This is a genomic window from Actinomyces gerencseriae DSM 6844 (assembly GCF_000429265.1).
Taxonomy (GTDB): domain Bacteria; phylum Actinomycetota; class Actinomycetes; order Actinomycetales; family Actinomycetaceae; genus Actinomyces; species Actinomyces gerencseriae.
This window is the reverse complement of sequence record NZ_AUBN01000003.1, coordinates 72,310-98,737: the sequence shown is the minus strand read 5'-3', so window position 1 is coordinate 98,737 and position 26,428 is coordinate 72,310. Positions and strand designations below refer to the sequence as shown.

18 protein-coding genes, 2 tRNA genes and 1 pseudogene are annotated in these 26,428 nt (G+C 70.2%); 13 read left to right on the top strand and 8 right to left on the bottom strand.

The window, feature by feature from the left end; all coding sequences use genetic code 11:
- Window positions 1-1,950: 1,950 nt before the first annotated feature.
- The 3 genes from G448_RS0100455 to rpmF form a co-directional block, all read right to left on the bottom strand.
- A tRNA-Pro gene (locus G448_RS0100455) sits at window positions 1,951-2,027 on the bottom strand.
- A 56-nt stretch (window positions 2,028-2,083) separates the two neighbouring features.
- Window positions 2,084-2,154, bottom strand: a tRNA-Gly gene (locus G448_RS0100450).
- A gap of 57 nt (window positions 2,155-2,211) precedes the next feature.
- Window positions 2,212-2,376, bottom strand: coding sequence for a 50S ribosomal protein L32 (rpmF, locus tag G448_RS0100445; protein WP_026406359.1), 165 nt, complete (start codon window positions 2,374-2,376; stop codon window positions 2,212-2,214).
- A gap of 146 nt (window positions 2,377-2,522) precedes the next feature.
- On the opposite strand from rpmF, the gene G448_RS0100440 reads away from it, so the two are divergent.
- The 3 genes from G448_RS0100440 (at window position 2,523) to cysE (ending at window position 5,545) form a co-directional block, all read left to right on the top strand.
- The gene (locus G448_RS0100440) at window positions 2,523-3,224 is read left to right on the top strand and encodes an IMPACT family protein (protein ID WP_026406358.1); all 702 of its coding nucleotides are present in this window, start codon (window positions 2,523-2,525) and stop codon (window positions 3,222-3,224) included.
- A gap of 555 nt (window positions 3,225-3,779) precedes the next feature.
- Window positions 3,780-4,703 (top strand): cysteine synthase A, encoded by a 924-nt coding sequence (gene cysK / locus G448_RS0100435; RefSeq protein WP_026406357.1) that lies wholly within the window; start codon window positions 3,780-3,782, stop codon window positions 4,701-4,703.
- Window positions 4,704-4,969: 266 nt separating this feature from the next.
- Complete coding sequence (gene cysE / locus G448_RS0100430) at window positions 4,970-5,545, top strand: serine O-acetyltransferase (protein WP_026406356.1); 576 nt, start codon at window positions 4,970-4,972, stop codon at window positions 5,543-5,545.
- 422 nt (window positions 5,546-5,967) lie between these two features.
- On the opposite strand, the gene G448_RS0100425 is transcribed toward cysE, so the two are convergent.
- A complete protein-coding gene (locus G448_RS0100425) occupies window positions 5,968-6,969 on the bottom strand; it encodes an Fpg/Nei family DNA glycosylase (protein ID WP_026406355.1) in 1,002 nt (333 codons plus the stop codon).
- 178 nt (window positions 6,970-7,147) lie between these two features.
- Window positions 7,148-7,609, bottom strand: coding sequence for a ribose-5-phosphate isomerase (locus tag G448_RS0100420; RefSeq protein WP_026406354.1), 462 nt, complete (start codon window positions 7,607-7,609; stop codon window positions 7,148-7,150).
- Window positions 7,610-8,563: 954 nt separating this feature from the next.
- On the opposite strand from G448_RS0100420, the gene G448_RS0100415 reads away from it, so the two are divergent.
- The 5 genes from G448_RS0100415 (at window position 8,564) to pepN (ending at window position 16,230) form a co-directional block, all read left to right on the top strand.
- Window positions 8,564-8,764, top strand: a complete 201-nt coding sequence (locus G448_RS0100415; RefSeq protein WP_156910875.1) for a hypothetical protein — start codon at window positions 8,564-8,566, stop codon at window positions 8,762-8,764.
- Window positions 8,765-8,911: 147 nt separating this feature from the next.
- Window positions 8,912-11,119, top strand: coding sequence for a M13 family metallopeptidase (locus G448_RS14515; RefSeq protein WP_051268464.1), 2,208 nt, complete (start codon window positions 8,912-8,914; stop codon window positions 11,117-11,119).
- Window positions 11,120-11,309: 190 nt separating this feature from the next.
- The gene (locus tag G448_RS0100405) at window positions 11,310-12,347 is read left to right on the top strand and encodes a hypothetical protein (protein ID WP_026406352.1); all 1,038 of its coding nucleotides are present in this window, start codon (window positions 11,310-11,312) and stop codon (window positions 12,345-12,347) included.
- A 21-nt stretch (window positions 12,348-12,368) separates the two neighbouring features.
- Complete coding sequence (locus G448_RS0100400; RefSeq protein WP_034493913.1) at window positions 12,369-13,439, top strand: LCP family protein; 1,071 nt, start codon at window positions 12,369-12,371, stop codon at window positions 13,437-13,439.
- Between the two features lie 202 nt (window positions 13,440-13,641).
- Window positions 13,642-16,230 (top strand): aminopeptidase N, encoded by a 2,589-nt coding sequence (pepN, locus tag G448_RS0100395; RefSeq protein WP_026406350.1) that lies wholly within the window; start codon window positions 13,642-13,644, stop codon window positions 16,228-16,230.
- 122 nt (window positions 16,231-16,352) lie between these two features.
- On the opposite strand, the gene G448_RS14510 is transcribed toward pepN, so the two are convergent.
- Window positions 16,353-17,792: a PTS transporter subunit EIIC gene (locus G448_RS14510; RefSeq protein ID WP_051268462.1), complete on the bottom strand. Its 1,440-nt coding sequence runs from the start codon at window positions 17,790-17,792 to the stop codon at window positions 16,353-16,355.
- A gap of 271 nt (window positions 17,793-18,063) precedes the next feature.
- Between G448_RS14510 and G448_RS0100385 the strand changes: the two genes are divergently transcribed.
- A complete protein-coding gene (locus tag G448_RS0100385) occupies window positions 18,064-18,309 on the top strand; it encodes a PTS sugar transporter subunit IIB (RefSeq protein WP_026406349.1) in 246 nt (81 codons plus the stop codon).
- A complete protein-coding gene (locus G448_RS0100380) occupies window positions 18,306-18,764 on the top strand; it encodes a PTS sugar transporter subunit IIA (RefSeq protein WP_026406348.1) in 459 nt (152 codons plus the stop codon). Before G448_RS0100385 ends, G448_RS0100380 begins: the two co-directional genes overlap by 4 nt.
- Window positions 18,765-18,912: 148 nt before the next feature.
- Here the strand turns inward: G448_RS0100380 and malQ are convergent, their stop codons facing one another.
- Complete coding sequence (malQ, locus tag G448_RS0100375) at window positions 18,913-21,069, bottom strand: 4-alpha-glucanotransferase (protein WP_026406347.1); 2,157 nt, start codon at window positions 21,067-21,069, stop codon at window positions 18,913-18,915.
- A 261-nt stretch (window positions 21,070-21,330) separates the two neighbouring features.
- Window positions 21,331-21,597: pseudogene (locus tag G448_RS0100370) on the bottom strand (PTS sugar transporter subunit IIB); the annotation flags it as partial.
- 253 nt (window positions 21,598-21,850) lie between these two features.
- Here G448_RS0100370 and ptsP point away from each other — a divergent pair.
- The 3 genes from ptsP (at window position 21,851) to G448_RS0100355 (ending at window position 26,334) form a co-directional block, all read left to right on the top strand.
- Entirely contained in the window at window positions 21,851-23,551 is a 1,701-nt protein-coding gene (gene ptsP, locus G448_RS0100365; RefSeq protein ID WP_026406345.1) for a phosphoenolpyruvate--protein phosphotransferase, read from the top strand.
- Window positions 23,548-24,540 (top strand): acyl-CoA thioesterase, encoded by a 993-nt coding sequence (locus G448_RS0100360; protein ID WP_026406344.1) that lies wholly within the window; start codon window positions 23,548-23,550, stop codon window positions 24,538-24,540. The genes ptsP and G448_RS0100360 overlap by 4 nt, the downstream gene beginning before the upstream one ends.
- Window positions 24,541-25,500: 960 nt before the next feature.
- On the top strand, window positions 25,501-26,334 hold the full coding sequence (locus G448_RS0100355) for a DUF4839 domain-containing protein (protein ID WP_026406343.1): 834 nt from the start codon (window positions 25,501-25,503) through the stop codon (window positions 26,332-26,334).
- Window positions 26,335-26,428 lie beyond the last annotated feature (94 nt).

The following is a 26,428-nucleotide window of genomic DNA, read 5'->3' as shown; positions in this document are numbered from 1 at the left end:
CAATTACCGGGTGACACACCCCCGGAATGCAACCTTGTTTAATGCCGGCTATAATGGTCCTCTTCGCGTCCTCGACCTCGTAGCGTTCGGTCACGGCCGTTCCTTCGCAAACCAGGCGACCGCTTTTTCCAGAAACCCGTTTTCCTCACGCAGCTCCCTGTTCTCCGCCCTGAGTTTTGCGATTCTTAAGCCAACTCGAGCGCCTTCTGCCGGCCCTGATCAGTGGCACAGTCTTTCTGTACCTGGCGACCCAGCTGCCCACTTCTCTATGCCACAAGGCTCTATGAGGCGGACACCGAGGCGATCGTGCGGTGCTTCTCGATCACCTCACGCACGACCTGGGCCTTGAACCCCTCAGAGTATTTTGCTGCTGGTATGGTCTCCATCCTATCGACTAACGGGAAGAAAAAATCCCCAGTCCGAGACACCACGTACCCCAGACGGGGTCGTCCCGGGCCTCTCGCAGGCGTGAAAGGCTCTTGGAGGTGCGGGCGATCCGTGGTCAGTATGGAATACAGCCCCCTTCGGGCCTCCCGCGTGTGGTCGCGGCCTGCTGGAGAGCCTCGATGGCCAGGGGGTGTTACGCATGTGGGCGCGCAACTTCCGGCCGACCGGGCGCCGGCCGTGCGCAGTCGATGACAGCGGCCAGGTACAGGTTCGTCCCATCAACCAGAGGCGGGCGGGAGGGGCGCCTCCCACGCAGTGGGGGAATATCGCCGACGCATCCTGCGGTTGGGGGCCAGAGGCCGTGACGTCGCGCCCGAGCGGGTTGGGGCACCTGGCGCCAGCCCGATCCGGTCCGGCACGGTGGTGCGCACCCGGCGCCGTCGCCGGTAGCCGGTTGGCGCCCACGGTGCGCATCAGTCGGGCAACCCGCTGACGGCTCACGCGCCCGCCCGCCTGCTCGGCGGTCTCGTTAAGCTCGGCGATCGGTCCTGGGCGAGCCCATGGCCAGGTCGGCCCTGTGCAGGTGCGCGTTATCAGCTCGGTCAGGGCCGCCTCAGCGGCCCAGCGCCGCTGACGGGCCGGTGCGCCGGACTCTCCAGGCGCAGATAAGACGAGCAAGCCGGCTCGACCAGCCCGCAGCCGCTTGACCCCATAGGAATCTCGGTGGTCCTCAACGAACCGGAGCACGGGCTCTACCGGATCGTCTCCACCGGCGGAACATGCCCGCCCGCCTACCGAAGGATCCCACCGGCTCCCCGGGCCGGGCTTGACTTCTCCGGGCCCGAAGCCTGACATTGGCAGCCTCCAGGCGGGTGATCGCCTCCGAGGCAGGCTCCTCTGCGCCACTCGGCTGGGACGTACTGGAAGCGCTGGAGCGCAGCAGGCCGGGCGCCGGCCCGCCCCCACCGGGCCGGCCACCGGCGCAGCGCGCCATGCACGATTCCCAGGTCCCGGGCGCTCCCACGCACCCTCGCCCCCAGTACCATCTCGTACAGGCCCACCGCCCGACACCGCAAACTCCCCCGGAACAGCCCTTCCCAACCATGCCCAGATCACCCCGCCCTCCCCAACCCCGAAGACCGGAACCAGCGCACCCAAACAACAGGAACAAGACTCATTGTCACCGTGCGCAGGTGCCCGATCGAGAAAGACGTGACGACCTTCCACTCCGACCGTGGCGGTCAGTACACGTCTCAGAAGTTCCTGAACCACCTCAAGGTCTACAGCATTCGACCCCGGTGGGGCGCACGGGGGAGCGACCGGGTGGGTTGCCCGGGCTTCAGTCGCTCAACGCCGCACTGAAGAATGAGAGAGCCACCGCATGGTGCACCCCGCGAAGGACAAGGCGATCAATGATATTGCCTCGTGGATCGAGCCGGGACACAACCATAGCCGCCTTCACTCAGCCCTGGGATATCGCGCCCCCAACGAGGTGGACGCGAACTCCTGAGCCTGAGCAAGGCGGCCTGAACCACAAAAAAACACCCGGCAATCCAGACTTGATGGTCGGGGTAGCGGGATTTGAACCCACGATCTCCTGCTCCCAAAGCAGGCGCGCTACCAAGCTGCGCTATACCCCGTGAGAAACGGACCGGATCGCCAGCGCAGCGCCGGAAGCGGCCCGGTTCGATCACCGAGCGGGTGACGGGAATCGAACCCGCGCAATCTGCTTGGAAGGCAGAGGCTCTACCATTGAGCTACACCCGCATGGACGGACCCGATGCGATCGACCACGGCCAACCGCGCGAATCCGCTGGACAGGGCTCAGTACTCGAGGAGCCCAGTCTTGTAGGCCTTCACCAGGCGGCGGGGCACGGAGATCTCGCGACCCGCGACCCGGATGGTGTTGAGCTCGGGAAGCTTGGCCTTCCACTGCGAGCGGCGGTTACGGGTGTTGCTGCGGGACATCCTCCGCTTCGGCACTGCCATGAGCCCGCTCCTCTCCAAAGTCCTGGGATCGTCCGATCCATCGACAGCTGAACCGGAGGATACCTTAACGACATCGTCCAAGGCCGTTCCAGCCCGAACGGGGCGGCGAGCGTGTGAGATCAGTCCCGCCATGCCACGATGGCACCATGCTCACTTCCGCCTCCGGGGCCGACGGCGCCGCCCCGTCCGACTCGCCGCTCACCCTGGCCCAGGGCGATCAGCCCGAGATCGACCTGGAGATCAAGCGATCCCACTTCCTGGCCCGCGCTGCGCGCGCGGACTGCGAGGAGGAGGCGAGGGCCTTCATCGCCGTGGTGCGCGGTGATCACCCGGACGCCCGTCACCACTGCTCGGCCTACACGGTCCCCAGCCCGGGCGCGTTGCCGATCGAGCGCTCCAACGACGACGGCGAGCCCCCGGGCACGGCCGGTCGGCCGATGCTCGAGACGCTGCGGGCCGCGGACCTGACCGCGACCGCCGTCGTCGTCACCCGGTACTTCGGCGGAGTCCTCCTGGGCACCGGCGGCCTCGTGCGGGCCTACTCGGAGGCGACCGCCCGCGCCCTGGCCGCCGCGAAACGAGTCCGTCTGACGACCCGCCACCTGTGGGACGTGCGGCTCCCGGTGGCCGACGCTGGCCGGATCGAGGCGGAGTTGCGGGCCGCGTGCGGGCGCGGAGAGCACGACCTCACCGTCGAGGAGACCGTCTGGGGCGCCACCCACGCGGTCCTCCTCCTGGCCACCGGCTCCCCCGACGCCGCCCGGATCACCGAGCTCCTGGCCGCCATGACGGCGGGGAGCGCCGCGCCTCGCAGCGCCGGGCGGCGCGTCGTCGAGCTGCCCGTCTGAAACCGCGTCGCACGGCACCGCTTCCCCGCTCCCTCATCGTCGGCGTCGGGGCCGCCGCTCATCAACCGCTCGCCGTCCGCCGTGCGGATCACGCGCGTGCGCCCGAGACGTCTTGACAACGACGCGCATCGCCGCGGTACGGTCTGCACTGTAGAGGCGACCGCCCCCGCGGGTCGCCCCGGGCCGCAGAAGGAGGACCCCACGATGACCAACGGCGTCATGCGTGCGATGTCGGTCCGCTGTCGGCCCACCGCTCAGTGCATTCACTGCGCTGAGTGCACCCGGTGTCGATAGAGCGCCTGGCCACGACAACTGTGCGCGCGTCGCTGCGCGCATGCCCGGCGCTATGGGACGACCCCGGCGAGACTCACGCCGCGTCACCACCGGCACGACCGGCAAGTCCCCCTCATCGACGGCCGCGAACCGTCACTCCGCCTCATGCCGGCCCCGCCCGGACCCGGTCTTCCGGTCCACCCGGCATTCCAGACACTCTCGAACGCGGCGCCCCAGCGCCGTCGAGCCCGCCCGCAGGGACACTCACGAGGAAGAAGCACGATGCCCTACTTGTCCAACATCACCGAAACCGTCGGCGGAACCCCGCTGGTGCGCATCAATCGTCTCATCTCCGGCCCGGCCACGGTTCTGGCCAAGGTCGAGGCCTTCGAGCCGGCCGGCAGCGTCAAGGACCGCATCGCCCTGTCGATCGTGCGCGCGGCCGAGGCCTCCGGCGACCTCACGCTGGGCGGCACCATCATCGAGGCCACCAGCGGCAACACGGGCGTCGGCCTGGCCATGGTCGGCGCGGCCCTGGGCTACAAGGTCGTCATCACGATGCCCGAGACCATGTCGAAGGAGCGCCGCGCGATCATGCGCGCCTTCGGCGCAGAGCTGGTACTCACCACCGAGGGCGGCGTCGCCGGCGCCGTCAAGCGCGCCGAGGAGATCCAGGCGGCCACTCCCAACTCGATCCTGGCCTCCCAGTTCACCAATCCGGCCAACCCCGAGATCCACCGGGAGACCACGGCGCGGGAACTCCTGGAGCAGGCGGGCGATATCGATGTCTTCGTGGCCGGCATCGGCACCGGAGGCACCCTGACCGGCGTCGGCCAGATCCTGCGGAAGGAGCGGCCCCGCACCAAGATCTTCGGGGTGGAGCCCACGGAGTCGCCGTTGCTCGGCGAGGGACGCGCCGCTCCGCACAAGATCCAGGGACTGGGCCCGAACGTGGTCCCCGAGGTCCTCGACCAGGACATCTGGGACGAGCTGCTCCACGTCCCGTCGGACGACGCCATCGTCTACGCCCGCCGGGCCGCCGCCGAGGAGGGCCTCCTCGTGGGCATCTCCTCCGGCGCCGCCCTGGCCGCCGCGGACCTGCTCGCCCAGCGCCCCGAGTTCGCCGGCAAGACGATCGTCACCGTGCTGCCCGACACCGGCGAGCGCTACCTGTCGACTCCGCTGTACTCCGAGTACCTCAACTGAGTACCTCACCCGGGCCAGCCGGTTGAGCCCGTCGAAGCTCCGCACGTCGGCCTTCGCCGCTCTGAGGCGGGTCGTCCGATGGCGGCGCCCCTGGGAACAGGAGCGCCGCCGTCGGCGTTGCTCCACCGGAATCATCCGCGCCGCGGATAGCCACGGCAGCCACGGACGAGGAATCCGGCATCCGATCCTCGATCCCTGAGACCCCTGAATCCCGGCGGTGCCGCCCGACATCGGCCTCGCCACCGACCCGAATACCGAGGAGCACCATGCACGACCCGACCCGTTCACTGTGGAGGCTGGCCAGGGAGGACCTGGCCACGGCCCGCAGGCGCGACCCCGCCGCGCGCTCCAACTTCGAGGTGGCCGTGCTCTACCCCGGCGTGCACGCCCTGTGGGCGCACCGCGCGGCGCACAAGCTGTGGAACTCGGGCCACAAGTTCGCCGCACGGGCCCTGTCCCAGGCGGCGCGGGGCGTCACCGGTATCGAGATCCACCCGGCGGCGAGGATCGGCGACCGGTTCTTCATCGACCACGGCATGGGCGTCGTCATCGGGGAGACCGCGGAGGTCGGCGACGACGTCCTCATGTTCCACGGCGTCACCCTGGGCGGGGTCTCGATGAACCCCGGCAAGCGGCACCCCACCATCGGCAACAATGTGCAGATCGGTGCGGGCGCCAAGGTGCTCGGCCCAGTGACGGTGCAGGACAATGCCAAGATCGGGGCCAACGCGGTGCTGGTGAAGAACCTGCCGGCCGATCACGTCGGCGTGGGCGTCCCGGCGCGCGTGCGCGACCCGCGCACCGATCCCGAGCTCATGATGGATCCGACGATCTACATCTGACGCCGCATCCGACGGCGGTGGGAGGCGGGGAACGAGATCGCGCACTCGCCTCCGCCGTTGTGCATGAGTGCGGCCCGTGGGTCCGGGGCGGCGACCCGGACCCACGGGCCCTCGTCATCGAGACCGCCGCACCGGGTTCCCACTCCCGGCCGGACGAGCCTCCTTCGCCGGAACGCACCACCAGGGCTCCCTTGGACCCCAGCAGCGCTCGACGCGAATCCCTCACCGGGTTCCCCAACCCTCAGGACCCGCCCCGTCCGACGGCGACCACTATGTAACCCCACCACCCTGGAGATTCACCCCCACCCCACCTGGCAAAACCCTGACAGCACCCGCCCCGAACCGAACTCGAGCCGGAACCGAACCGATCTCGACGCGGAACCCGACCGAACTCGACGAAGGCCGCGAGAAGGAGACGAGCGTCAACAGGCCTGGCACGTCGGGCACCAGAAGAGCCGTCGCCCGGCCGCCTCCCGCTCTTTCACCGGGGTGCCGCACCTCAGGCAGGGCCGCCCGGTGCGGTGGTAGACGTACCAGCGCCCGGCCTCCTCGTCGCCGTCGGGCAGCGGATCGGGGACGTCATCGGGATCGACGGTGGTGATGAAGCCGGTGGCCACGCCGTACTCCATGAGCGGGACGAGGTCGTCCCATACGGCGCGCAGGCGCTCCTCGCCGAGCCGGTTGCCCGCGGGGAAAGGACTGATCCCGCAGCGCAGCAGCGTCTCGGCGCGGAAGATATTGCCCACTCCGGAGATGACCGACTGGTCCATGAGCAGTTCCCCGATCGCCTTCCGACGACGCCGCGCGCTCGCGATGAACTCGTCCGGGTCGGCGTCGGCGCGCAGCGGGTCGGGACCCAGGCGCCGGTGCACGGCGGCGACGCCCTCGGCGTCGAGAAGCTCGCAGGCCGCCGGTCCTGTCAGATCAGCCACGCCGTGCTCCCCGAGCAGACGCAGCCGCACGGCGCCACGGGGCTCGGGAGGGCTCCACCGCCCCGGCTCGGGCGCGGCCGGCGCATCAGCGGTTCCCGGGTCCGTCTCGTCACCGCCGTTCAGGCCCGTGAGCGCGGAGCCGCCCCCGTGCCGCAGCGCGTGCTCCCCGCGCTCGCCGACCCGTCTGCGCGGGGCGCCGATGGCGTGCGGAGCGGTGAAGGCGGAGTCGCCGTCGAAGGTCCACGAGCCGTACAGCCCCAGGTGGATGCGCAGCCAGGTGACGGCCTCGGCGCCCAGCGGCACGTCGGACCGGGGCCCGAAGGCCAGGAGAAGGTGCTTGCCGTGTGCCTCGGCGCCCAGGAGGACCTGACCGTCGAGCCGGGCGGCGCCGTCGGCGAAGCGCCCCTGCGGGGAGAGCGCCCGCAGGCGCCGACCGCCGTAGAGCTCGGCGAGAGCGCCCGCGAGTCGATGGATGGTGTGTCCTTCCGGCATGGGTCGGACGCTACCCGAGCCTCCGCGGATGCCGGAGCGGCGGCACCGCGGAGTCGGGATTCGAGGCGGCCTCGCCTCGGACCCGAGCCCCTGGCCGGAGCAGAATCGGGCCACGGCCGGAACGGAGCCGGGACGGAGGAGTCAGGACGGAGCCGGGGCCGGCCCCCTACCGCTGGGGTCAGACCCCCTCGTGATGGGTGCGCTCGTAATCGCGCACCTGGTCGATCCGTGCGCGGTGGCGAGCGTCGCCGGAGAAGGACTCGGCGATGAAGGCGTCGAGGATCGTCAGGGCCTCCTCGACGGAGTGCTGGCGCACACCGAAGCCGGCGACGTTGGCGTCATTGTGCTGACGAGCCAGGCGCGCGGTCTCGACGGACCACACGAGGGCGGCGCGCACGCCATCGACCTTGTTGGCGGCGATCTGCTCGCCGTTGCCGGAGCCGCCCAGGACGACGCCGAGGCTGCCGGGGTCCGCGATGACGCCCTCGGCGCAGGCGAAGCAGAACTCGGGGTAGTCGTCGCCGGGGTCGTACTCGTGACTGCCATGATCGACGACCTCGTGGCCGGCCCGTCTCCAGTGGTCCTTCAGATGGTTCTTGAGCTCGAATCCGGCGTGGTCGGTACCGATGTGAATACGCATGAGCGGATTGTGCCTCACGCGAGCGATTTTCGACTGCGCTCCGGCGATGCCGATGCGCGTACCCACGAGGAGCGCGAGGGCGACACGGCGGACCGACCCGGGAAGAAGCGCACCCTCCCGGTGGGGCGCATGGGACTTCTGAGACGTAACAGGACTCGTCCGGGCGGGGACGTGTCCGAATCTGCCGCAAAGGCGGTTCTTGTGCACCCGAAGACATGAACGATCCGCGTGATATCAACGATCCGCAGTGCGCCGCATGGTACAGAACGAGCCCTTTGTGGCAGATTTGGACAACCGGGCACCGTGACGGCCCCGTCGAGAGGACGGCGTGGGCTATGGCCGTCGCCTCGCTCCTGCCACCGGCCTGGATCGCCTTCGACGCGACGCTCACGAATATCGAGGATCTGCTCGCTCCCCTTGCGGTGAGACTCGTCGCGAACTGGCGCCCAGGACGGGTACCCCTATTCTGCGAGTGCTACGACGTCCTCCTTCTGGCAGTGGCTATCGACTCCATCGTCAGTGGGATTCACGTCGGATATGTTGTCGTCGCCTACCTGATCCTCGCCTCACCCATCCCCCTCGTACTGGATGTGTCCGAGGAGATGCACGGGGCGGAAGGGCCGTCATCATGGGCCTCACCGCGGTCTACGCGCCGATCCACGTCGGAGCGCATGACGGGCATTCCGCTTACGTCCGGCCCCTGGTGGCGATGGGCGCGGGGGCCAGTGCGGGACCCAGATCAGCCGGGTATCACGCGCCCGCTACGGCGCCAGGGCGACGGGCCTCGCGTGCTGCGTCGCAGGGGCCGTCGCGCTATCCGCGTCCGCCCTGCTCCTGCCCGGACGCGGCCCGGTCCTCGGTGCGACCGGGCTCGTGATCGCCCAGCCGTGCGCATGGGGGATCGTGAGCGTGCTGATCGGGGAGCAGTAGGTGCAGCCGCAGGGCGAGGAGTTCGTGAACGACACCGTCTGGTGCCGGGCCGGTGGGGCGCTCGGCGCAGTGGCGGGCAGCTGGCCGGCTCTGAGCCTCGATGCGGCATCGGCTCCCTCCGTCGCCCTCTGGCTGGGCGCCGCGGCGTACGCCCTGCTGGCGGTGTACCTCCGGGGCGGCGAGGAGGAACCGACGGACCCGCGCGACAGGCGGCGGCAGGAGTAAGCGGCGACGGTGGTGCGAGACGCGGGGAACGTGGTGCGAGACGACCAGGAGGAACCGGTGACGGCCGGATTGTGCCTCACGCGAACAGTCTCCGGCCGCGCATCGGCGGCGCCGATGCGCGGCCGTGGCCCACGTTAGCGTGACTCCATGACGACTCACTCCCCCGCTTCGGCGGCGCACGTCCCGGCCGAGAGCACCGAGGGCTCCGGGGCGCCCGCGAACCCAGCGGCCCCCGCGAACCCAGCGAGCCCATCGGATCCCGCGGGCTCGGCCGCCCTCCAGGGCACCGCCCCCGCACGCGGCGGCGTGCTCGAGGCCTCGGCCATCGACCCCGCCGTGCGGCCTCAGGACGACCTCTTCCGCCACGTCAACGGCACGTGGCTCGCCAACGCGCGGATCGCCGCCGACCGCCCGGGCATCAGCTCCTTCGTGGTCCTGCGCGACGCGGCGGAGGCCGCCTGCCGCGACATCCTCGACGACCTCGCCGCCCGGGCCGACGGAGGGACCGCGCCAGTCACGTCCTCAGCGAAGATCGCCTCCCTGTACGCCTCCTTCCTCGACGAGGAGCGCATCGAGGAGCTGGGGTCCGCGCCGCTGCGGGACGAACTCGCCCCCGTCCTGGAGGCGGACGACGAGGAGGCCCTGGCGCGGGCGCTGGGAGAGAGGATCACCGCCGGCTTCATGGGCCCGGTCGCCGTCGATGTCGACGTCGACCTCAACGACCCCGACCACTACACCACCTGGGTGGGGCAGTCCGGGCTCGGCCTTCCCGACGAGTCGTACTACCGTCAGGACGAGCGCGCCGAGGTCCGCGAGGCCTACACGGCGCACATCGCGCGCATGCTGGAGCTGGCGGGACTGCCGGAGCGGCTCGGTGCCGAGGCCGACGAGCTGGCCGCGAGAATCATGGCGTTGGAGACCGCCCTGGCCGCCGGGCACTGGGACCGTGTCGCCCGCCGCGACGTGGAGAGGATGAACAACCCGCGCACCTGGGCCGAGCTGACCGCCTCGGCCCCGGCCTTCCCGTGGGAGGCCTGGCGCTCCGGGATCAACCGGGCGGCCGCGGCCGCGGGCGCGGCCCCGACGACGCTGCTCGACCGCGCGATCGTCAAGCAGCCCGACTACCTGCCCCATGCCGCGCGGGTGTGGGAGGAGTCGGACCTGGAGGGCCTGCGCGCGTGGGCGGCGTGGCACGTGGTCCACGGCCGTGCGACCCTGCTGTCACGGGCCTTCGTGGAGGAGAACTTCGACTTCTACTCCCGCACCCTGCAGGGAGTCGACGAGCTCCGGGCGCGGTGGAAGCGCGCCGTCGGCCTGGTCGAGGGCGCCATGGGCGAGGCCCTGGGAGAGCTCTACGTGGAACGGCACTTCCCTCCCGCGCACAAGGAGCGGATGAAGGCGCTGGTGGAGCGCCTCATCGAGGCCTACCGGGAGTCGATCTCGTCCCTGGAGTGGATGAGCCCGGCCACCCGCGAGCGCGCTCTGGAGAAGCTGGCCATGTTCACGCCCAAGATCGGCTATCCGGACACCTGGCGCGACTACTCCGCGGTCGTCGTCACGCCCGGGGACGTCATCGCCTCGGTGCGCTCGGTCGAGGACGTCGACCTGGCCCGCGATCTGCGCAAGCTGTCCGAGCCCGTGGACCGGGGCGAGTGGCACATGACGCCGCAGACCGTCAACGCCTACTACAACCCGACGATGAACGAGATCGTCTTCCCCGCGGCGATCCTCCAGCCGCCCTTCTTCGACCCCGAGGCCGACGACGCCGTCAACTACGGCGGCATCGGCGCGGTCATCGGCCACGAGATCGGGCATGGCTTCGACGACCAGGGCTCGACCTTCGACGGCACCGGCAAGGTGTCCGACTGGTGGACCCCCGCCGACCGCGAGGCCTTCACGGCGCGCACCAGGGCGCTCATCGACCAGTACAGCGCCTATCGGCCGGCGCTGCTCGTAGCCCGGGCCGAGGCCGCGGGCGAGGACGTCTCCGCAGTCCCGCACGTCAACGGCGCGCTGACGATCGGCGAGAACATCGGGGATCTCGGGGGCCTGGGGATCGCGCTCAAGGCCTACCGGCTGGCGCTGGCCGAGGCGGGCATCGAGTCGGTCGAGGAGGCGCCGGTCATCGACGGCCTGAGCGCGCTGGAGCGCTTCTTCTGCTCCTGGGCGCGCATCTGGAGGGGCCGGAACCGCGACGACTACGCCGAGCTGCTGCTCACCATCGACCCGCACTCCCCGAACGAGTTCCGCTGCAACGGCATCGTGCGCAACATGGACGCCTTCTACGAGGCCTTCGGCGTGACCGGGGACGACGCCCTGTGGCTGGCGCCCGAGAAACGCATCACCATCTGGTGAATTTTAGGACCGAAGTCCCACATATCTGGGACTCCTGTGACTGATGTGACTAGTGATACGCATGTTGAGCCTGTGTTCGAGATGTTGTGGACTTGTGTCCTGCCCTCGAGTGAGAGAGAGTGAGACCCGGATCGGTGCAGCAGCACCGTGATGGCCAACAACCCAACCCGATCATCCCCTTGGAGGACTCATGCGTCTCGGACGCTCCGCTGCCGCCCTAGGTGCTGCCGCCGCCCTCGTCGTCGCCGGCTCCGCCGTCTCCACCCCCGCCTTCGCCGACGAGGAGGACGGCTTCACGGTCAACAACGACTACACGGGCGTCGCCGACCCGAGCGTGCCCTTCACCGTCTCCGGCACCGGCTGCGTCGCCCCCGACGGCCCCGACGGATCCGACAGCAGTTCCAAGCAGACCAGCCTCATGTGGGCCGTCGGCGAGGGCGGGCAGGGCGCCCAGGGCACCGGCACGGTCAACTCCGACGGCTCGTGGAGCGCGACGATCAACCTGGCCGCCGCCGGCGTGAAGGATCAGCAGAGGACCACCCTCTCCTTCGCCTGCCTCGACTACAACAACAACACCATCAAGTCCCTCGGGCTGTCCCTCCAGGCGGACTCCACGACGCTCGACGGCTCCTACACGCTGACCTCCGAGGCCGACGGCTCCCAGACCATCGCGGTCGAGGTCACCGGCTTCGCCCCCAACGAGGAGGCCACCTTCCGCCTCGTGCCGGAGAACGCCTACAACAGTGAGACGGGCCCGGTCGAGGGCGACTTCACCGTCCTGTCGACCTTCACCGCCGACGCCAAGGGCGCCGTGTCCCACCGCTTCACCGCCCCCGTCGACGTGCCCGACGGCAGGTACAAGGCCGGCGTCTTCGGCATCGCCTACGGCGAGCACGCCTGGTTCCAGAACGTCCTCGTCAAGAGCGGCAAGATGTACTACGTCGACGACGGCAGCGGGACCGGCCAGGCCGGAGGCGACGACAACGCCCAGCAGCCCGCGCCCGGCGTCGAGGACCCGGCGGCCCCGGCGGACCCCGGCACCGATGACCAGGCGGCTCCGGCCAAGAAGCCCGCTGCCGAGCCCAAGCCCGCCGAGACCAAGGCGGCCGCCTCGGCTCCCGCCAAGAAGGGCCTCGCCAACACCGGTGCCGACCTCGGCGTCGTCCTCGTCGCCGCCGGCTTCCTGGCCTCCGGCGCCGTCGTTCTCGCCTCGCGCCGCAAGGCATGAGTCCCGCGTAATGTGCGGGTGATGACGCACTCCGACACGCCCGCCCATCGCACAGCCCCCGCTCGGGTGCGTGCGGCCCTCGTCGCCGCACGCACCCGAGCGGGGGTCTTCCGTCGGCGACGCCCGCTCCTGGCCGCGACCGCCCTCGCCCTGATTCTGGTCCTGGCCCTCGCCGTCGGCGACGTCGGCCTCATGTCCGCCAGGCTCGGCCGCACCGAGGTCCGCATGCCGCATGCCATCGCGGACGCCACCTCGACAGGCGCTGCGAACGACGAGACGTGGCTCGTCGTCGGCACCGACTCGCGCGAGACCCTCCCCGCGGGCCCCGACCGGTACGGCACCGTGGAGGACACCGGGGGCGGCTCCCGCGCCGATGTCCTGGCCCTCGTGCGGCCCACCGCGGACGGACTCACCGTCCTCGCCCTGCCCCGGGACCTCACCATCGGCCCGACCTTCCTCACGAGTCAGAGACTCGCCACCTCCTACCTCGACGGCGCGCAGAACACCGTCGATCTGCTGTGCACCCAGCTCGGCATCGCCACGACGCACCTGGTCATTGTCGATATGGCCCAGTTCGCCGCCATTATCGACTCCATGGGCGGCCTCGACGTCGCGCTCGACGAGCCCGTCCGGGACGCCAACGCCGGTCTCGACATCCCCGAGGCCGGCCCCCGGACCCTGTCCGGCATCGACGCACTCGCCCTGGTCCGCTCCCGGCATCCCGAGGTCCACCGCGACGGCGCGTGGGTCGTGCTGTCCGACTCCGAGGGCGCGCAGCGACGCAGCCAGTACACCGGCGTCGTCATGAAGGCCCTCGTCGGCGCCATGCGCGACCGCGCTCGCAACCCCTTCGCGGCGCACCGGCTGGCCTGGACTCTCAGCGGCAACCTGGGGGTCGACGACGGCACCGGCCTGCTCGACCTCGCCACGCTGGGCGGCACCGCGGCCCGGGCCGGTGCCGACGCCGTCACGCTCGTCGATGTCCCCGCTCCCACGCAGGGCGACTCCTTCATAGCCCTGCCCACCGAGGAGACCCGCGCCGTGCTCGCCGAGCACGGCTACGAGCCCGGGAACTGCGCCCCGGCGGACTGAGCCGCGACACGCCGTCGCCCTGCTGCGCACCCGGCTCGACCGCCGCGCCCCGGCCGGCTGGGCCGCGACGGGCTGATGGGACGGGCTCATTTCATCCGACCGCGGCCCCGATGAGAGGATGGCCCGCAGTTCCGCACCGCCCCGGCCCACGACGGCCCGCCACCGGTGCGGCGTCAACCTCCCCGAACCGCAAGGAGCACCCATGCCCGGTCAGAACCTGACCCGCGACGAGGCGGCCGCCCGCGCCGGCCTCGTGACCGCCACGAGCTACGACGTCGCCCTCGACCTGTCCGGCGCCGCCGATCCGGCGCGCAAGACCTTCCGCTCGACGACGACCGCGCGCTTCTCGGCCGAGCCCGGAGCCGTCACGTTCATCGACCTGATCGCCCCGCGGGTGCGCTCCATCGTCCTGAACGGCCGCGAGCTCGACCCGGCCGAGACCTATATCGACTCCCGTATCGTGCTGGGCGACCTGGAGGCCGACAACGAGCTGACGGTCGTCGCCGACTGCGCCTACATGCACACCGGGGAGGGCCTGCACCGCTTCACCGACCCCGCCGACTCCGAGACCTACCTCTACACCCAGTTCGAGGTGCCCGACGCCCGCCGGGTCTTCGCCGTCTTCGAGCAGCCCGATCTCAAGGCCCCCTTCGCCTTCACGGTGACCGTGCCCGAGGGCTGGACGGTCCTGTCCAACTCCCCCACCCCCTCGCCGGCGGCCCGGGACGGCGCGCGCGTCTTCGCCTTCGCCCCCACCGAGCCGATCAGCTCCTACATCACCGCCATCGTCGCCGGTCCCTACCGGGGGGCCACCGGCGAGTACCGGGCCGCCGACGGACGCGTCGTCCCGCTGGGCGTCCACTGCCGCGCCTCGCTGTTCGATCACATGGACGCCGACGAGATCCTGGAGATGACCCGCGAGGGCTTCGCCTACTACGAGGACCTCTTCGGCACCCCCTACGCCTTCGCGAAGTACGACCAGATCTTCGTGCCCGAGTTCAACGCCGGCGCCATGGAGAACGCCGGGTGCGTGACCCACCGCGACGACTACATCTTCCGCTCCCGGCCCATCGAGGCCCGCGTGGAGCGCCGCGCCGTCACCATCCTCCACGAGCTCGCCCACATGTGGTTCGGCGACATGGTGACCATGAAGTGGTGGAACGACCTGTGGCTGAACGAGTCCTTCGCCGAGTACACCTCCACCCTCGCCGTCGCCGAGACCACCCGCTTCTCCGACGCCTGGACCACCTTCCAGACCATCGAGAAGGGCTGGGCCTACAACCAGGACCAGTTGAGCTCCACCCACCCGGTCGCCGCCGAGATCAACGACCTGCACGACGTCGAGGTCAACTTCGACGGCATCACCTACGCCAAGGGGGCCTCCGTGCTGGCGGCCCTCGTGGGCTACGTGGGCCGGGAGAGCTTCTTCGAGGGCATCAAGAACTACCTGGCCGCCCATGCCTACGGCAACGCCACGCTCACCGACCTGCTCGCCGAGCTGGAGAGGGTCTCGGGACGCGATCTGGGCGCGTGGACGCGGGTGTGGCTTCAGGAGGCGGGGGTCACCACCCTGCGCATGTCGCTCACCACCGACGATGACGGCGTCATCACCTCCGCCGAGGTCGTGCAGGAGATCCCGACGGGCTCCCCCGCCTCGCTGCGCCCGCACCGGGTGGCGATCGGCTCCTACACGCTGACCGGCCGAGGCGACCAGGCCGTCCTGACCCGCACCGGACGCATCGAGCTCGACGTGGACGGGGAGCGCACTCCGGTCCCCGGGCTGGTCGGCACGCGCCGCGCCGACGTCCTCGTCCTCAACGACGACGATCTCACCTACGCCAAGGTGCGCCTGGACGAGGACTCCCTGGCCGCCGGTCTGGAGCACGTGGGCGCCTTCGCCGAGTCCCTGCCGCGCTCCGTCGTCCTGGCCTCGGCCTGGGACATGGTGCGCGATGCCGAGCTGCCGTCCTCGCGCTACCTCGCCGCCGCCCTCGACGCGCTCGCCGTCGAGACGCACTCCTCGGTCATCCAGGGCCTCCTGGCGCGGATCACCACCTGCCTGTCCCTCTACCTGCCCCCGGACGACCGCCGAGCCGCCGCTCCCGGCTCCGCCGGTGCCCTGCTGGCCCTGGCCGGGAACGCCGAGCCCGGCAGCGACAAACAGCTCCAGCTGGTGCGCGCCGTCGCAGCCCACGCGGTCACGGACGAGCAGACCGGCGTCGTCGCCGCCTGGCTCGCCGGCTCGGACGTCCCCGAGGGTCTCGTCGTCGACCAGGACCTGCGCTGGGAGCTGCTCATCGGGCTCGTGGCCGCGGGCCGCGCGGGCGAGACCGAGATCGCCGCCGAGGAGGCCCGCGACCTGACGACGACGGGACGCGAGCGCGCCGCGCAGGCGCGGGCCGCCGTGCCGACCGCCGAGGCCAAGTCCGAGACCTGGCGCACGCTCGTGGAGGACGCCTCCATGCCCAACGAGACTCAGGTCAAGACCCTGCGCGGTTTCAACGACGTCGAGCGCGATCCCGGGCTGCTCGTCCCCTTCATCGAGGAGTACGTCCGCCAGGCGGACGCCATCTGGGACACGCGCACCTTCCACATGGCCGAGAACCTGCTCACCGCCCTGTGGTCCCCCGCGACGGTGGGGCTCGACGGCGCGGACCCGATCGGCGCCCTGGAGGGCTGGCTGGCCTCCCACGAGGATGCGCCGGCGGCCTTCCGCCGGATCATCTCGGAGAACCTCGACGACACCCGCCGGGTGGCCGGCGCCCAGGCCCGCGAGGCCGCCGCGGGCTGACGGGAGGGAGCGCCGGCCGGGCGCCCCAGCCGCCTCGGCCCTGCGCCGCCGGACGTCGCCGGCCCGCGCCATCGCAGGAGCCGACCGGGCTCCGGCCCCCTCGATCGGGGCCGGCGCCCGGCTCAGGCGGTCACGACGCCCCTGCGCCGTTGCATCCGCAGGCGCGTGCGCGCCGCCGTCGCCCGATCGGGCTCGTCCGCCGCCGCTGGCTCGAGGGCATCGAGGTCGGAGTCGTCGCGTCCGGGAGTCTTGAAGCCCATCAGGACGATGAGGAACCGGAACAGCAGGTAGTACACGACGCCGTACGCCAGGCCGATGGCGGCCAGAAGAATCGGGCCGGCCAGGTAGCCGCCCGAGAGCTCGGCGGACTTGCCGAGGTTGATGAGGTAGTCGATGCCCCCCGCGGAGAAGGCGAATCCGTCCTTGATGCCCAGGGCGTTGACCAGGGCCAGTGAGGTGCCGGTGAGGACCGCGTGAACCGCGTACAGGGGGAAGGCCACGTAGGCGAAGGCGTACTCCAGAGGCTCGGTGATGCCGGTGAGGAAGGCGGTCAGGGCGACGGAGATCATGAGGGCCCCGGTGGCCCTGCGCCTGGAGAGGCGGGCCGTGTGCCAGATGGCGAGGGCCGCGGCCGGCAGGGCGAACATCATGATCGGGAAGAACCCCGTCATGAAGGAACCGGTCCAGGCGTTGGTGCCGTCGACTCCGGAGAAGAAGCAGGTGAGGTCGCCGTGGAGGGTCTGCCCGTCGGCATCCGTGCACGTTCCGAGCTGGAACCACGGGATGGAGTTGAGCAGGTGATGCAGGCCGAAGGGGATGAGGAGGCGGTTGACGACGCCGAAGACGAAGGTCGCCAGGACCGCCGAGGCGCCGCCCTCAGCGCCCGCCCTCATGAGCCAGCCGCCGAGCTGGTCGTTGATGAGCCAGTTGAAGACCGGGTAGAGAGCGCCCATGACCAGCGCGACGCCGATCGCCGCCAGTGAGGTGACGATCAGCACGAAGCGGCGACCGCCGAAGAAGGCGAGCCAGTCGGGCAGTGCGACCCGATGGAACCGTTCCCACAGAACGGCGGACATGATCCCGATGACGATGCCGCCGAGCACGCCGTAGTCGATGGTGTTGTGCTCCGGCGTCGCGCCGCCCGTCCCCCAGTGGGGGGCCAGGGCGCCGAGGACGCCCTCGTACACGATGTAGCCGAACAGGCCGGCCATGCCCGTCGAGCCATCCGACCTCCTGGCGACCCCGACGGCGACCCCGACGGCGAAGATGAGGGGCAGGTGGGAGAAGACGGCGTTGCCGGAGGCGACGAGCACGTCGGCGACCGGTTGCATCCAGGGCACGTGCGAGGACAGACCCCCGCCGTGGGAGTCGGAGCCGAGCATGTCCGCCTGGCCCAGGCGCATGAGAAGGCCGGCGGCCGGCAGCGTCGCGATGGGGAGCATGAGCGAACGTCCGAGCCGCTGAGCGAGCGCGAAGGCGCCGCCCCTCTTCTTCTCGTCAGACACGGTTCTCCTCTCTCCGGTTCCGGGATGGTGGGCCACGTCGCCGCACCGGGAGCGCATCGCTCTTGAGGGAGACGACGAGACGCGCGCCCGCCGATGGGCTCGTCCGGACCAGCTCTCCCTGGCAAGTGAGACGCTGTGCAGACTGTAAAGCACATCACGCCCCGACGAATCGTATGACTCATATCAATAAGGTAAAGGCAACGGGGTGCGACATCGCCCCCGCGAGCCGGGCGCCGCCTCCCCGACCTCGTCGCCCGAAGGCCATAGCATTCTCCTCGTCATTCACCGAGCCCGGCTGCGGCCGGCCGACACAGGAGGACATCGCGCCATGCCCCAGTCCCAGACCGATCAGGCACAGAGCATCGTCAAGGCCCTCGGGGGATTCGACAACATCATCGAGATCGAACCCTGCATCACCCGCCTGCGGTGCGAGCTGGAGAACGCCTCGCTCGTCGACGAGGCCGGGCTCAAGGCCGCGGGCGCGCACGGCGTGCTCATGGTCGGCGCCGTCGCCCAGGTCGTCGTCGGGCCCAACGCCGACACGATCGCGGAGGAGATCGAGGACCTGCGATGAGCCTGGTCGTCCGGGCCCCGCTGGCGGGAAGGGTCGTCGCCATCGAGGACGTCCCCGACCCCGTCTTCTCGGGCGGACTCGTCGGCCCCGGACTGGCCATCGATCCCGACCGCGACGGCGGTGCCGTCACCGCCGTCGCGCCGATCTCCGGCACCCTGTCCAAGGTCCACCCGCACGCCTACGTCGTCGTGTCCCCGGAGGGGCGCGGCGTGCTCGTCCATCTCGGCCTCGATACGGTCCGGCTGAGCGGAGAGGGCTTCGCGGTCCACGCCGCCGAGGGCAGCGCGGTCGCCGTCGGCGACCCGGTGGTGACCTGGTCCCCCACGAGGATCGAGGCACGCGGATACGACCCGATCGTTCCGGTGGTCGCGCTGGAGGCCGAGAAGGAGGCGCTGACGACCGCACGCGCGGGCGAGGCACTCGCCAGCGGGGCCGCGGCCTGCACCTGGGCCTGAACGAGAATCGCCGGACCGATCTCGGTGCGGAACCGGACCGATCTCGGTGCGGAACCGGACCGATCTCGGTGCGGAACCGGACCGATCTCGGTGCGGAACCGGACCGATCTCGGCGAAAAGGGGCGGGGCGCCCCGGCTCAGCGGCGCCTCAGCGCTTCATCTCCTCGCGGACGGCGGCCAGCAGGCTGCTCAGCCTGACGTTGTCCGGCAGGTCCTCGACCAGGACGACGCTGCCCGAGCCGTCGGCGAGCGGGATCTTCCAGTTCGGGTACTCCTGATCGGTGCCCGGCTGGTTCTGGGTGCGCCGCTCGCCGACGCCATCGACGAGGGCCACGCCGACCAGCGCGGAGGGGGTGCGCATCACGTAGCGGTGCAGGGCCTCGACGATCTCCCGCTCCGAGGGGTCGTCGTCCAGCAGCCCGTGCTCGCGCAGCCGGGTGATCATCCGCTCGCGCTCCAGGCGGGCCTCGGCGCGAACCCGCTCGGCGGGCTCGGTGAGCAGCCCGAGCCGCTCGCGCAGGGCCACGTGCTCATCGGCGAGGTATCCGGCGGTGGGCGGCAGGTCGTGGGTGTTGACGGTGGACAGGGCCAGGCGCCGGTAGGCGGCGGGCTGCAGCGGCCAACCGTCGTGCTGCTTCTCGAACCACAGCACCGATGTGCCGAGCACGCCCCGGCTGGCGAGGTAGTCGCGCGCCCAGGGCTCGACGGTGCCCAGGTCCTCGCCGATGATGACGGCACCGGCGCGGTGGGCCTCCAGCAGGACCACGCCGACCATGGCCTCGTGGTCGTAGCGGACGTAGGCGCCCTGATCGGCCCGCATGCCCCGGGGGATCCACCACAGGCGGAACAGCCCGACGATGTGATCCATGCGCAGCGCGCCGGCGTGGCGCAGGACCGTGCGCACCATGTCGCGCAGGGGCGCGTAGGCCGTCTCCGCCAGGTGCACGGGGCTCCACGGGGGCTGGGACCAGTTCTGGCCGAGCTGGTTGTACATGTCCGGCGGGGCGCCGACCTCGATGCCCCGGGCGAAGGACTCCGGATCGCTCCACACGTCGGCTCCGTGCGGGTGCACGCCGACGGCCAGATCGTCCATGACTCCCAGGCTCATGCCGGAGGCCTTGGCCTCCGCCTGCGCACGGCCCAGCTGCTCATCGACGATCCACTGCATCCAGGCGTAGAAGTCGATGCGCTCGGTCAGGGTTCGGGCCTCGTTGGCGACGAAGGCGCTCGAGGCGTCCTTGAGGGTATGGGGCCAGTCCACCAGCGCGCCGTACTTCTCGGTCAGGGCGCACCACAGGGCGTAGCGCTCCAGCCCCTCGCCCTGCTCGGCGCGGAAGCGCTCGAAGTCGCGCTGACGCGCCCGGGAGCGCCCGGCGGCGAAGATGACCTCGAGGGCCTCTCTCTTGGCCTTCCAGACGGCATCACGGTCGATGGGCTCCGCGCTGAGATCGGTCGCCGAGACCTCCTCGAAGGCCCACTGGACCAGGGAGCGGCGCGGCCCGGACAGGCGAGCGACCTCCCCGATCGCCTCGGGACGGATGTAGATGGGGTTGACGAAGCGCCTGGTCACCGGCAGATAGGGCGACGGAGTCATGCGACCGGCCGGCTCCGCGGCGTGCAGCGGGTTGATGAGGAGGAAGTCGGCGCCCTCGTCCCCCAGGAAGCTGACCAGCTCGGTGAGGTCGTCCGCGTCCCCGATGCCCCATGAGCCGTGCGAGCGCACGGAGTACAGCTGCGCCATCGCTCCCCAGCCCCGCAGTCCCAGGGCCGCCGGCAGCTCCAGTCGTTCCGGGGTGACGGCCAGCGGCGCGGTCGCCGAGAACGCCTCGCGCGCCGGGGAGGCGTCGATCTCCGCGACCAGGGTGTGCCATCCCAGGGGGAGATCGGCCGGCAGGGCGAAGCACGCCCGGCCGATCAGGGCCCCGTCCACATCGTGCGGGAGCGTCCACTCATCGGTCTGGGACAGGTCCCACCTGCCGCCGCCCTCCAGCTCGACGCGCACCCGCACGGAGGCGCCGTCGGGCAGATGGACCGGCACGGAGCCCGAGGAGCCGGCCCGGGTGACGACGACGCGCGGCAACGTGAGCCGCCAGGGGGCGAGGTCGGCCTCCATCAGGGAGGCCTCGACCTCCTCGTCGGTGCCGGCATCGACGCCCAGCGCCGCCAGGACGGCGACGAGCGTGGCCCGGGACGGGGCGGCGAGGTTGCCGTGGTAGTCCCAGTACTCGGTGGAGACTCCGTGTGCTTCGGCGAGCCTCTTCAGGCGCTCGCCCGCGGGCTCGGATGCGGCGATGGACTCAGTCATGGCGTGGCTTCTCGTTGGTCGGTCGCGTGGGCGCGAGGGTGGTCCCTATGGGGATGGTGTGGTGAGCGACGGCTCGCCCGACCGTGCCAGCGCGACAATGCGACTGGACGATCGAGCGGCAGCCATCCGTTGCAGCAAGCGTTTCACACCTGGCGGCGCATTACTAGTCGCGACGCGCCTTTCCTACTCGCCTCCTCCTCGGCCGCCCGCCGTCCGCACCCACGGTCGAGCGGCGGACGGCGGGGCCACGAGCGCCGCGGTTCAGTCCAGGCCCGCGATCTCGCCCGCGAGGTCGTCCGCCGCCGGCCCGACGACGACCTGCACGACGCGGCCGGAGCGGACGACCCCGAAGGCGCCCGCGGCCCGCAGGGCCTCCTCATCGACCTTCTCCTGATCCACGACCTCGACGCGCAGACGCGTGATGCAGGGCTCGAGATCCGAGATGTTCTCGCGGCCCCCCAGGCCGGTGACGATCTGTTCAGCAGTGCTCATTCTGTGCTCCTCATGGCTCCTCGTGAGACTCGACCCGGTGGCGTCCGTGGGCGTTCGAGGGCGCCCACGGACGCCGCGCGACGGCTCGTCATCTCCGTGCTCGGTATCACTTTATCCTAGGTGGAACGCCTCCCGTCGGACAGGCCCTCCGCCGAGGGCCGATCGGGGTCTCGTCGAGGCGCCCCGGTGTCAATCGTCATTCATCCGACGGCGGAAACGCTCCATCCACCGCTCCTCCGGGGCACAATGGAGCGTGATACTCGCCTCCATCGCTGTTGAGGAGCACCGCATGGCCCCGTCCGACGCAACACCCACGTCGTCCCTGACCGGCATTGGCGTGAGCCCCGGGCTCATCGCCGGCCCCGTTGCCTGCATGGCACCGGGCATCACCGAGCCCGAGATCGCCACGCTCGACTCCGATCGAGACCCCGAGAAGGAGTGCGACCGCATCGCCGAAGCCGCTCAGAGGGTCAAGAAGAACCTCGAGCTCTCCGCGGCCGAGGCCAAGGGCGATGGACGCACTCTGCTGGAGACCACGGCCCAGATGGCCGCCGACCCGACTCTGACCACGTCGGCCCAGGCCAAGGTCCGCGAGCGCAAGCTCGTCCCCGAGCGCGCCGTGTGGGAGGCCGCCGACACCCTCGCCGGTATGCTCGAGTCCCTGGGCGGCTACATGGCCGAGCGCACCCGCGACGTGGCGGACGTGCGCGACCGCATCGTCGCCGTCCTCACCGACTCCCCCATGCCGGGCATCCCGCACCTGCCCGAGCCCTTCGTCCTCGTCGCCGAGGATCTCGCGCCCGCCGACACGGCCCTACTCGATCCCGAGAAGGTCGTCGCCTTCATCACCTCCGAGGGCGGCCCCACCTCGCACACCGCGATCCTGGCCCGCGCGCTCGGCATACCGGCGATCGTCGGCACCGGCACGGAGGTCATCGACCAGCTTCACGACGGCGACATCGTCCTCGTCGACGGCACCAAGGGCACCGTCACCCTCAACCCGACGGAGGAGGCCCTGCGCCGGGCCCGCGAGCTCGCCAGCCGGGTGCGCGTCTTCCACGGCGACGGCGCCACCAAGGACGGCCATGAGGTCCAGCTGCTGGCCAATGTCGGCGAGGCCGCGGGGGCCCGCAGCGCCGCGAAGGCGGGCGCCATGGGCGTGGGACTGTTCCGCACCGAGTTCTGCTTCCTCGACCAGCCCGAGGAGCCCACGATCGAGGCGCAGGTGGAGGCCTACCGCGGCGTGCTCGAGGCCTTCCCCGGCAAGAAGGTCGTCGTGCGCACCCTCGACGCCGGGGCCGACAAGCCGCTCCCCTTCCTCACCGACGCCACTGAGGCCAACCCGGCGCTCGGCGTGCGCGCCTACCGCACCGCGCGACGCGACCCCGAGGTCCTGGAGCACCAGCTCGAGGCCCTCGCCAAGGCCGAGGCCGCCACCGAGGCGAAGGTGTGGGTCATGGCCCCCATGATCTCCACCGCCGACGAGGCCAAGGCGTTCACCGACAAGGCGCGCTCCTACGGGCTCAGGACCGCGGGCATGATGATCGAGGTGCCGTCCGCCGCGCTCATGGCGGACAAGCTCTTCGAGCACGCCGACTTCGCCTCCATCGGCACCAACGACCTCACGCAGTACGTCATGGCGGCGGACCGGCTCCTGTCCTCCCTGGCGGATCTGTCGACCGGCTGGCAGCCCGCGGTCCTGCGTCTGATCAAGGCCGCCTGCGACGGCGCCTCCCCCCACGGCCGCCCGGTGGGCGTGTGCGGCGAGGCCGCCGCCGACCCGGCGCTCGCCGTCGTCCTGGTGGGTCTGGGCGTGGCGAGCCTGTCGATGACGGCCCGCGCCCTGCCCGACGTCGACGCCGTGCTCAAGTCCGTGGACCTCGCCGACTGCCAGCGCCTGGCCGAGCTGGCGATCAACGCCAGGACCGCTGACGACGCCCGGACCGCCGTGCGCGCCGAGCTGCCGATCCTGGAGGAACTCGGCCTGTGACGACGCCGTACCCGGTCCCCGTCGCCACCGAGGAGCCGTTGGGCTCAGTGACCCGGGTCCTGGCCCTGAGCGAGGAGGTCCACGACGGAGACGGGTGCGCGGCGGAGGACGCCTTCACGGGCGAGTCCCTGCCCCAGCTCTCCGGGCGCATCTACGGCGGTCAGGTAGTGGCGCAGGGGCTGCTCGCCGGGGCCGCCACTCTGGTGGACGACGGCGATGGCGAGCGCCTGCCCCACTCGGTGCACGCCTACTTCATGCGCGGGGGCAGGCCCGACATGCCGGTGCGCTTCGCCGTCGAGAGACTCCATGACGGCAGGTCCTTCTCGCAGCGGCGCACCACGGCCTCGCAGGGCGGGGTGCCGATCCTGACCATGATCTCCTCATTCCAGGAGACTCAGGGCGGCGCCGATGTTCAGATCGGGGCGCCCGAGGTGCCGCGCCCCGAGGAGCTGACGAGTGCGCTGGAGCTCTTCAGGACCGTCAACCACCCGGTGGCGAAGTTCCTCGGACGCACGGCGGCCTTCGACCTGCGACATGTCGAGGGCACTGTCTATCTGAGTCCCGACGAGGAGCGGAGCGGCGTCCAGCACCTGTGGGCGCGCTCGCGCGGGCGCGTCCCGGCCGGGGCCTCGCAGACGGTGCACAGGGCGCTGCTGACCTACATGTGCGACCAGGTGATGCTGGAGCCGGCGCTGCGCAGTCAGGGGCTCAGCTGGCGCAGCAAGGGGATGAGCCTGGCGACTCTCGACCACACCCAGTGGTTCCACCGGGACGTGGACGTGTGCGACTGGCTGCTCTTCGTCCAGGACTCGCCGAGCTCGCAGGGCGGGCGGGCGATGGTCCGGGCGGAGGTCTTCGACTCCTCCGGGCGGCTCGTGTCCACCATCGCCCAGGAGGGCATGATCAGAGTGCCCACGCGGACTGCTCGCGGCAGCGGCCGGTGGGAGATCCGCATGGCGGAGGAGGACGACGGCGGGGCTCCCGGCTGAGCTGTCCTCCGAGTCGTCGACGTCGTCATCGGTCTGAGCAGAGGGGAATGGGCGATGGTCGCGGATCCGTCGGTCGCGGCCCTCATCCACGCACTGACCGCCCGACTCCCCCCTTGAGGCGTTCTCGTCGGGTTCCTCTGCGGAGGGCGAGAATTGAGGTCACGGCGACGACGGCGCTACGAGCACGTCCGGGGACCGGTGCAGTGGAGAAGTGAGATCGAGGGTGGGAGCGGGTTCTCCTGATGGGGCACGAGGAGACGGGTGCACCCGCCCGGTGAGGCGCGTGGGACTTCTGAGACGTAACAGGATCGTTCGGGCGGAGCGTGTCCAAATCTGCCACAAAGGGATTGTTCTGCACCATGCACCGCACTGCAGATCGTTGGAATCAGGCGGATCTCCCATGCCTTCGAGTGCACAAGAACCGCCTTTGCGGCAGATTTGGACACTTTTGGAGATCAAGGCCGCCGCGGTCCGCGTCGACAAGGTGCCATCGAGTCGAGCTTTTCTGCGCGAGGGCTGCATTTCTGCATGAGTTGGACGACGCCGTCGTCGGACTCGTGCAGGAATGCCCGACTCGTCGGGGCACAGCTCCGCCGGACCGATCTCGATGCGGAACCGAACCGATCTCGGCGCGGGATCACCACACCCATGAAAAACATGAGGGATGCGCCGGGGAAAATCTTCGCGCCGCCCAGCAGGACAGCTGTCCTTGTTCGACCGACCCGAGCGACCACGGGAAGCAGCTCTAGGGCGAAGCAGCTCTAGGGCACCGCACGGCTGCGAGACATTGGAGTCTCATGGACGATGGAAGCACCCTGAACGGTTGCACCCGCCCTACGAGTGGCATAATAGTCTTGCGCGGTATCGCCCCGATGGCGCCGGCCTCGCCGTAGAATCGACCGGTCGATAACACACCCCTTACGTCGAGCTCCCCATCGACACTATTCCCCGAGGAACATCGTGAAAAAAACGATCAGCTTGATCAGCGTGTGCGTCCTGACGATCTCCCTTGTGAGCTGCAACGATGCAGCCAGCAGGAAGATCAACGCCCCAATCGACTCATCCGAGGCGAGCAGCAGCAATTATCAAAAAGTAGTGTCGAAATTCAATGATGCAGGGTTCACCGACGTCTCAACGAAAGAGATAGATGACCTGATCACCGGCTGGCTGACCGAGGACGGCGAGGTCGAGGAGGTGTCGATCGGCGGCGACACGTCGTTCTCCACCAGAGATACATTTTCAGCAGATACACCTGTGATCGTCAGCTATCACACCTTCCCGAAGAAGGAGAAGGAATCCTCGGAGCCGATACCGGCCGCATCCGAGCAGCCGCCCTCCCCCTCCACCCCGCTGAGCCCCGAACCCTCTCCGACTCCTGAGGCAACTCCGTCACCCACCACCGGCGACGAGACCATCACAGTCGACAACAACGAAGACTTCCGCGCACTGGTGCAGAGTCCGCAGCCGGACGACGCCACCGTCGAGCAGTTCACATCGGAATACAAGGGGCGTGCCGTCGAGTTCGACGGGAACATTGCGGACGTGGCTCGCCACAACGCCTATAACACACGTTTCGATTTTCTGGTCTACGCAGGTGACTACAGCACCACCTCGGTGCACGGACCAAGTTTCCAATTCGCGAATTGCAGTTACTTCAACCTCAATCTCACGGGCGACAACGTCCCGGACAGCGTGAGCGTAGGCCAGAATCTGCACATTATCGCCGAGGTCGTCGACTACAACAGCACCCAGCGGCTGCTCCATCTGAAGCCGATCACCACATCAGCACGGTGAGCCCCGCACAACTGGCCGGATGATCCTCAGTCGTACGTGCCGAACCTCGGCTACATCGCTCGTTTCCCCTCCGTCAGTGGCGGGCGCTCCCCGC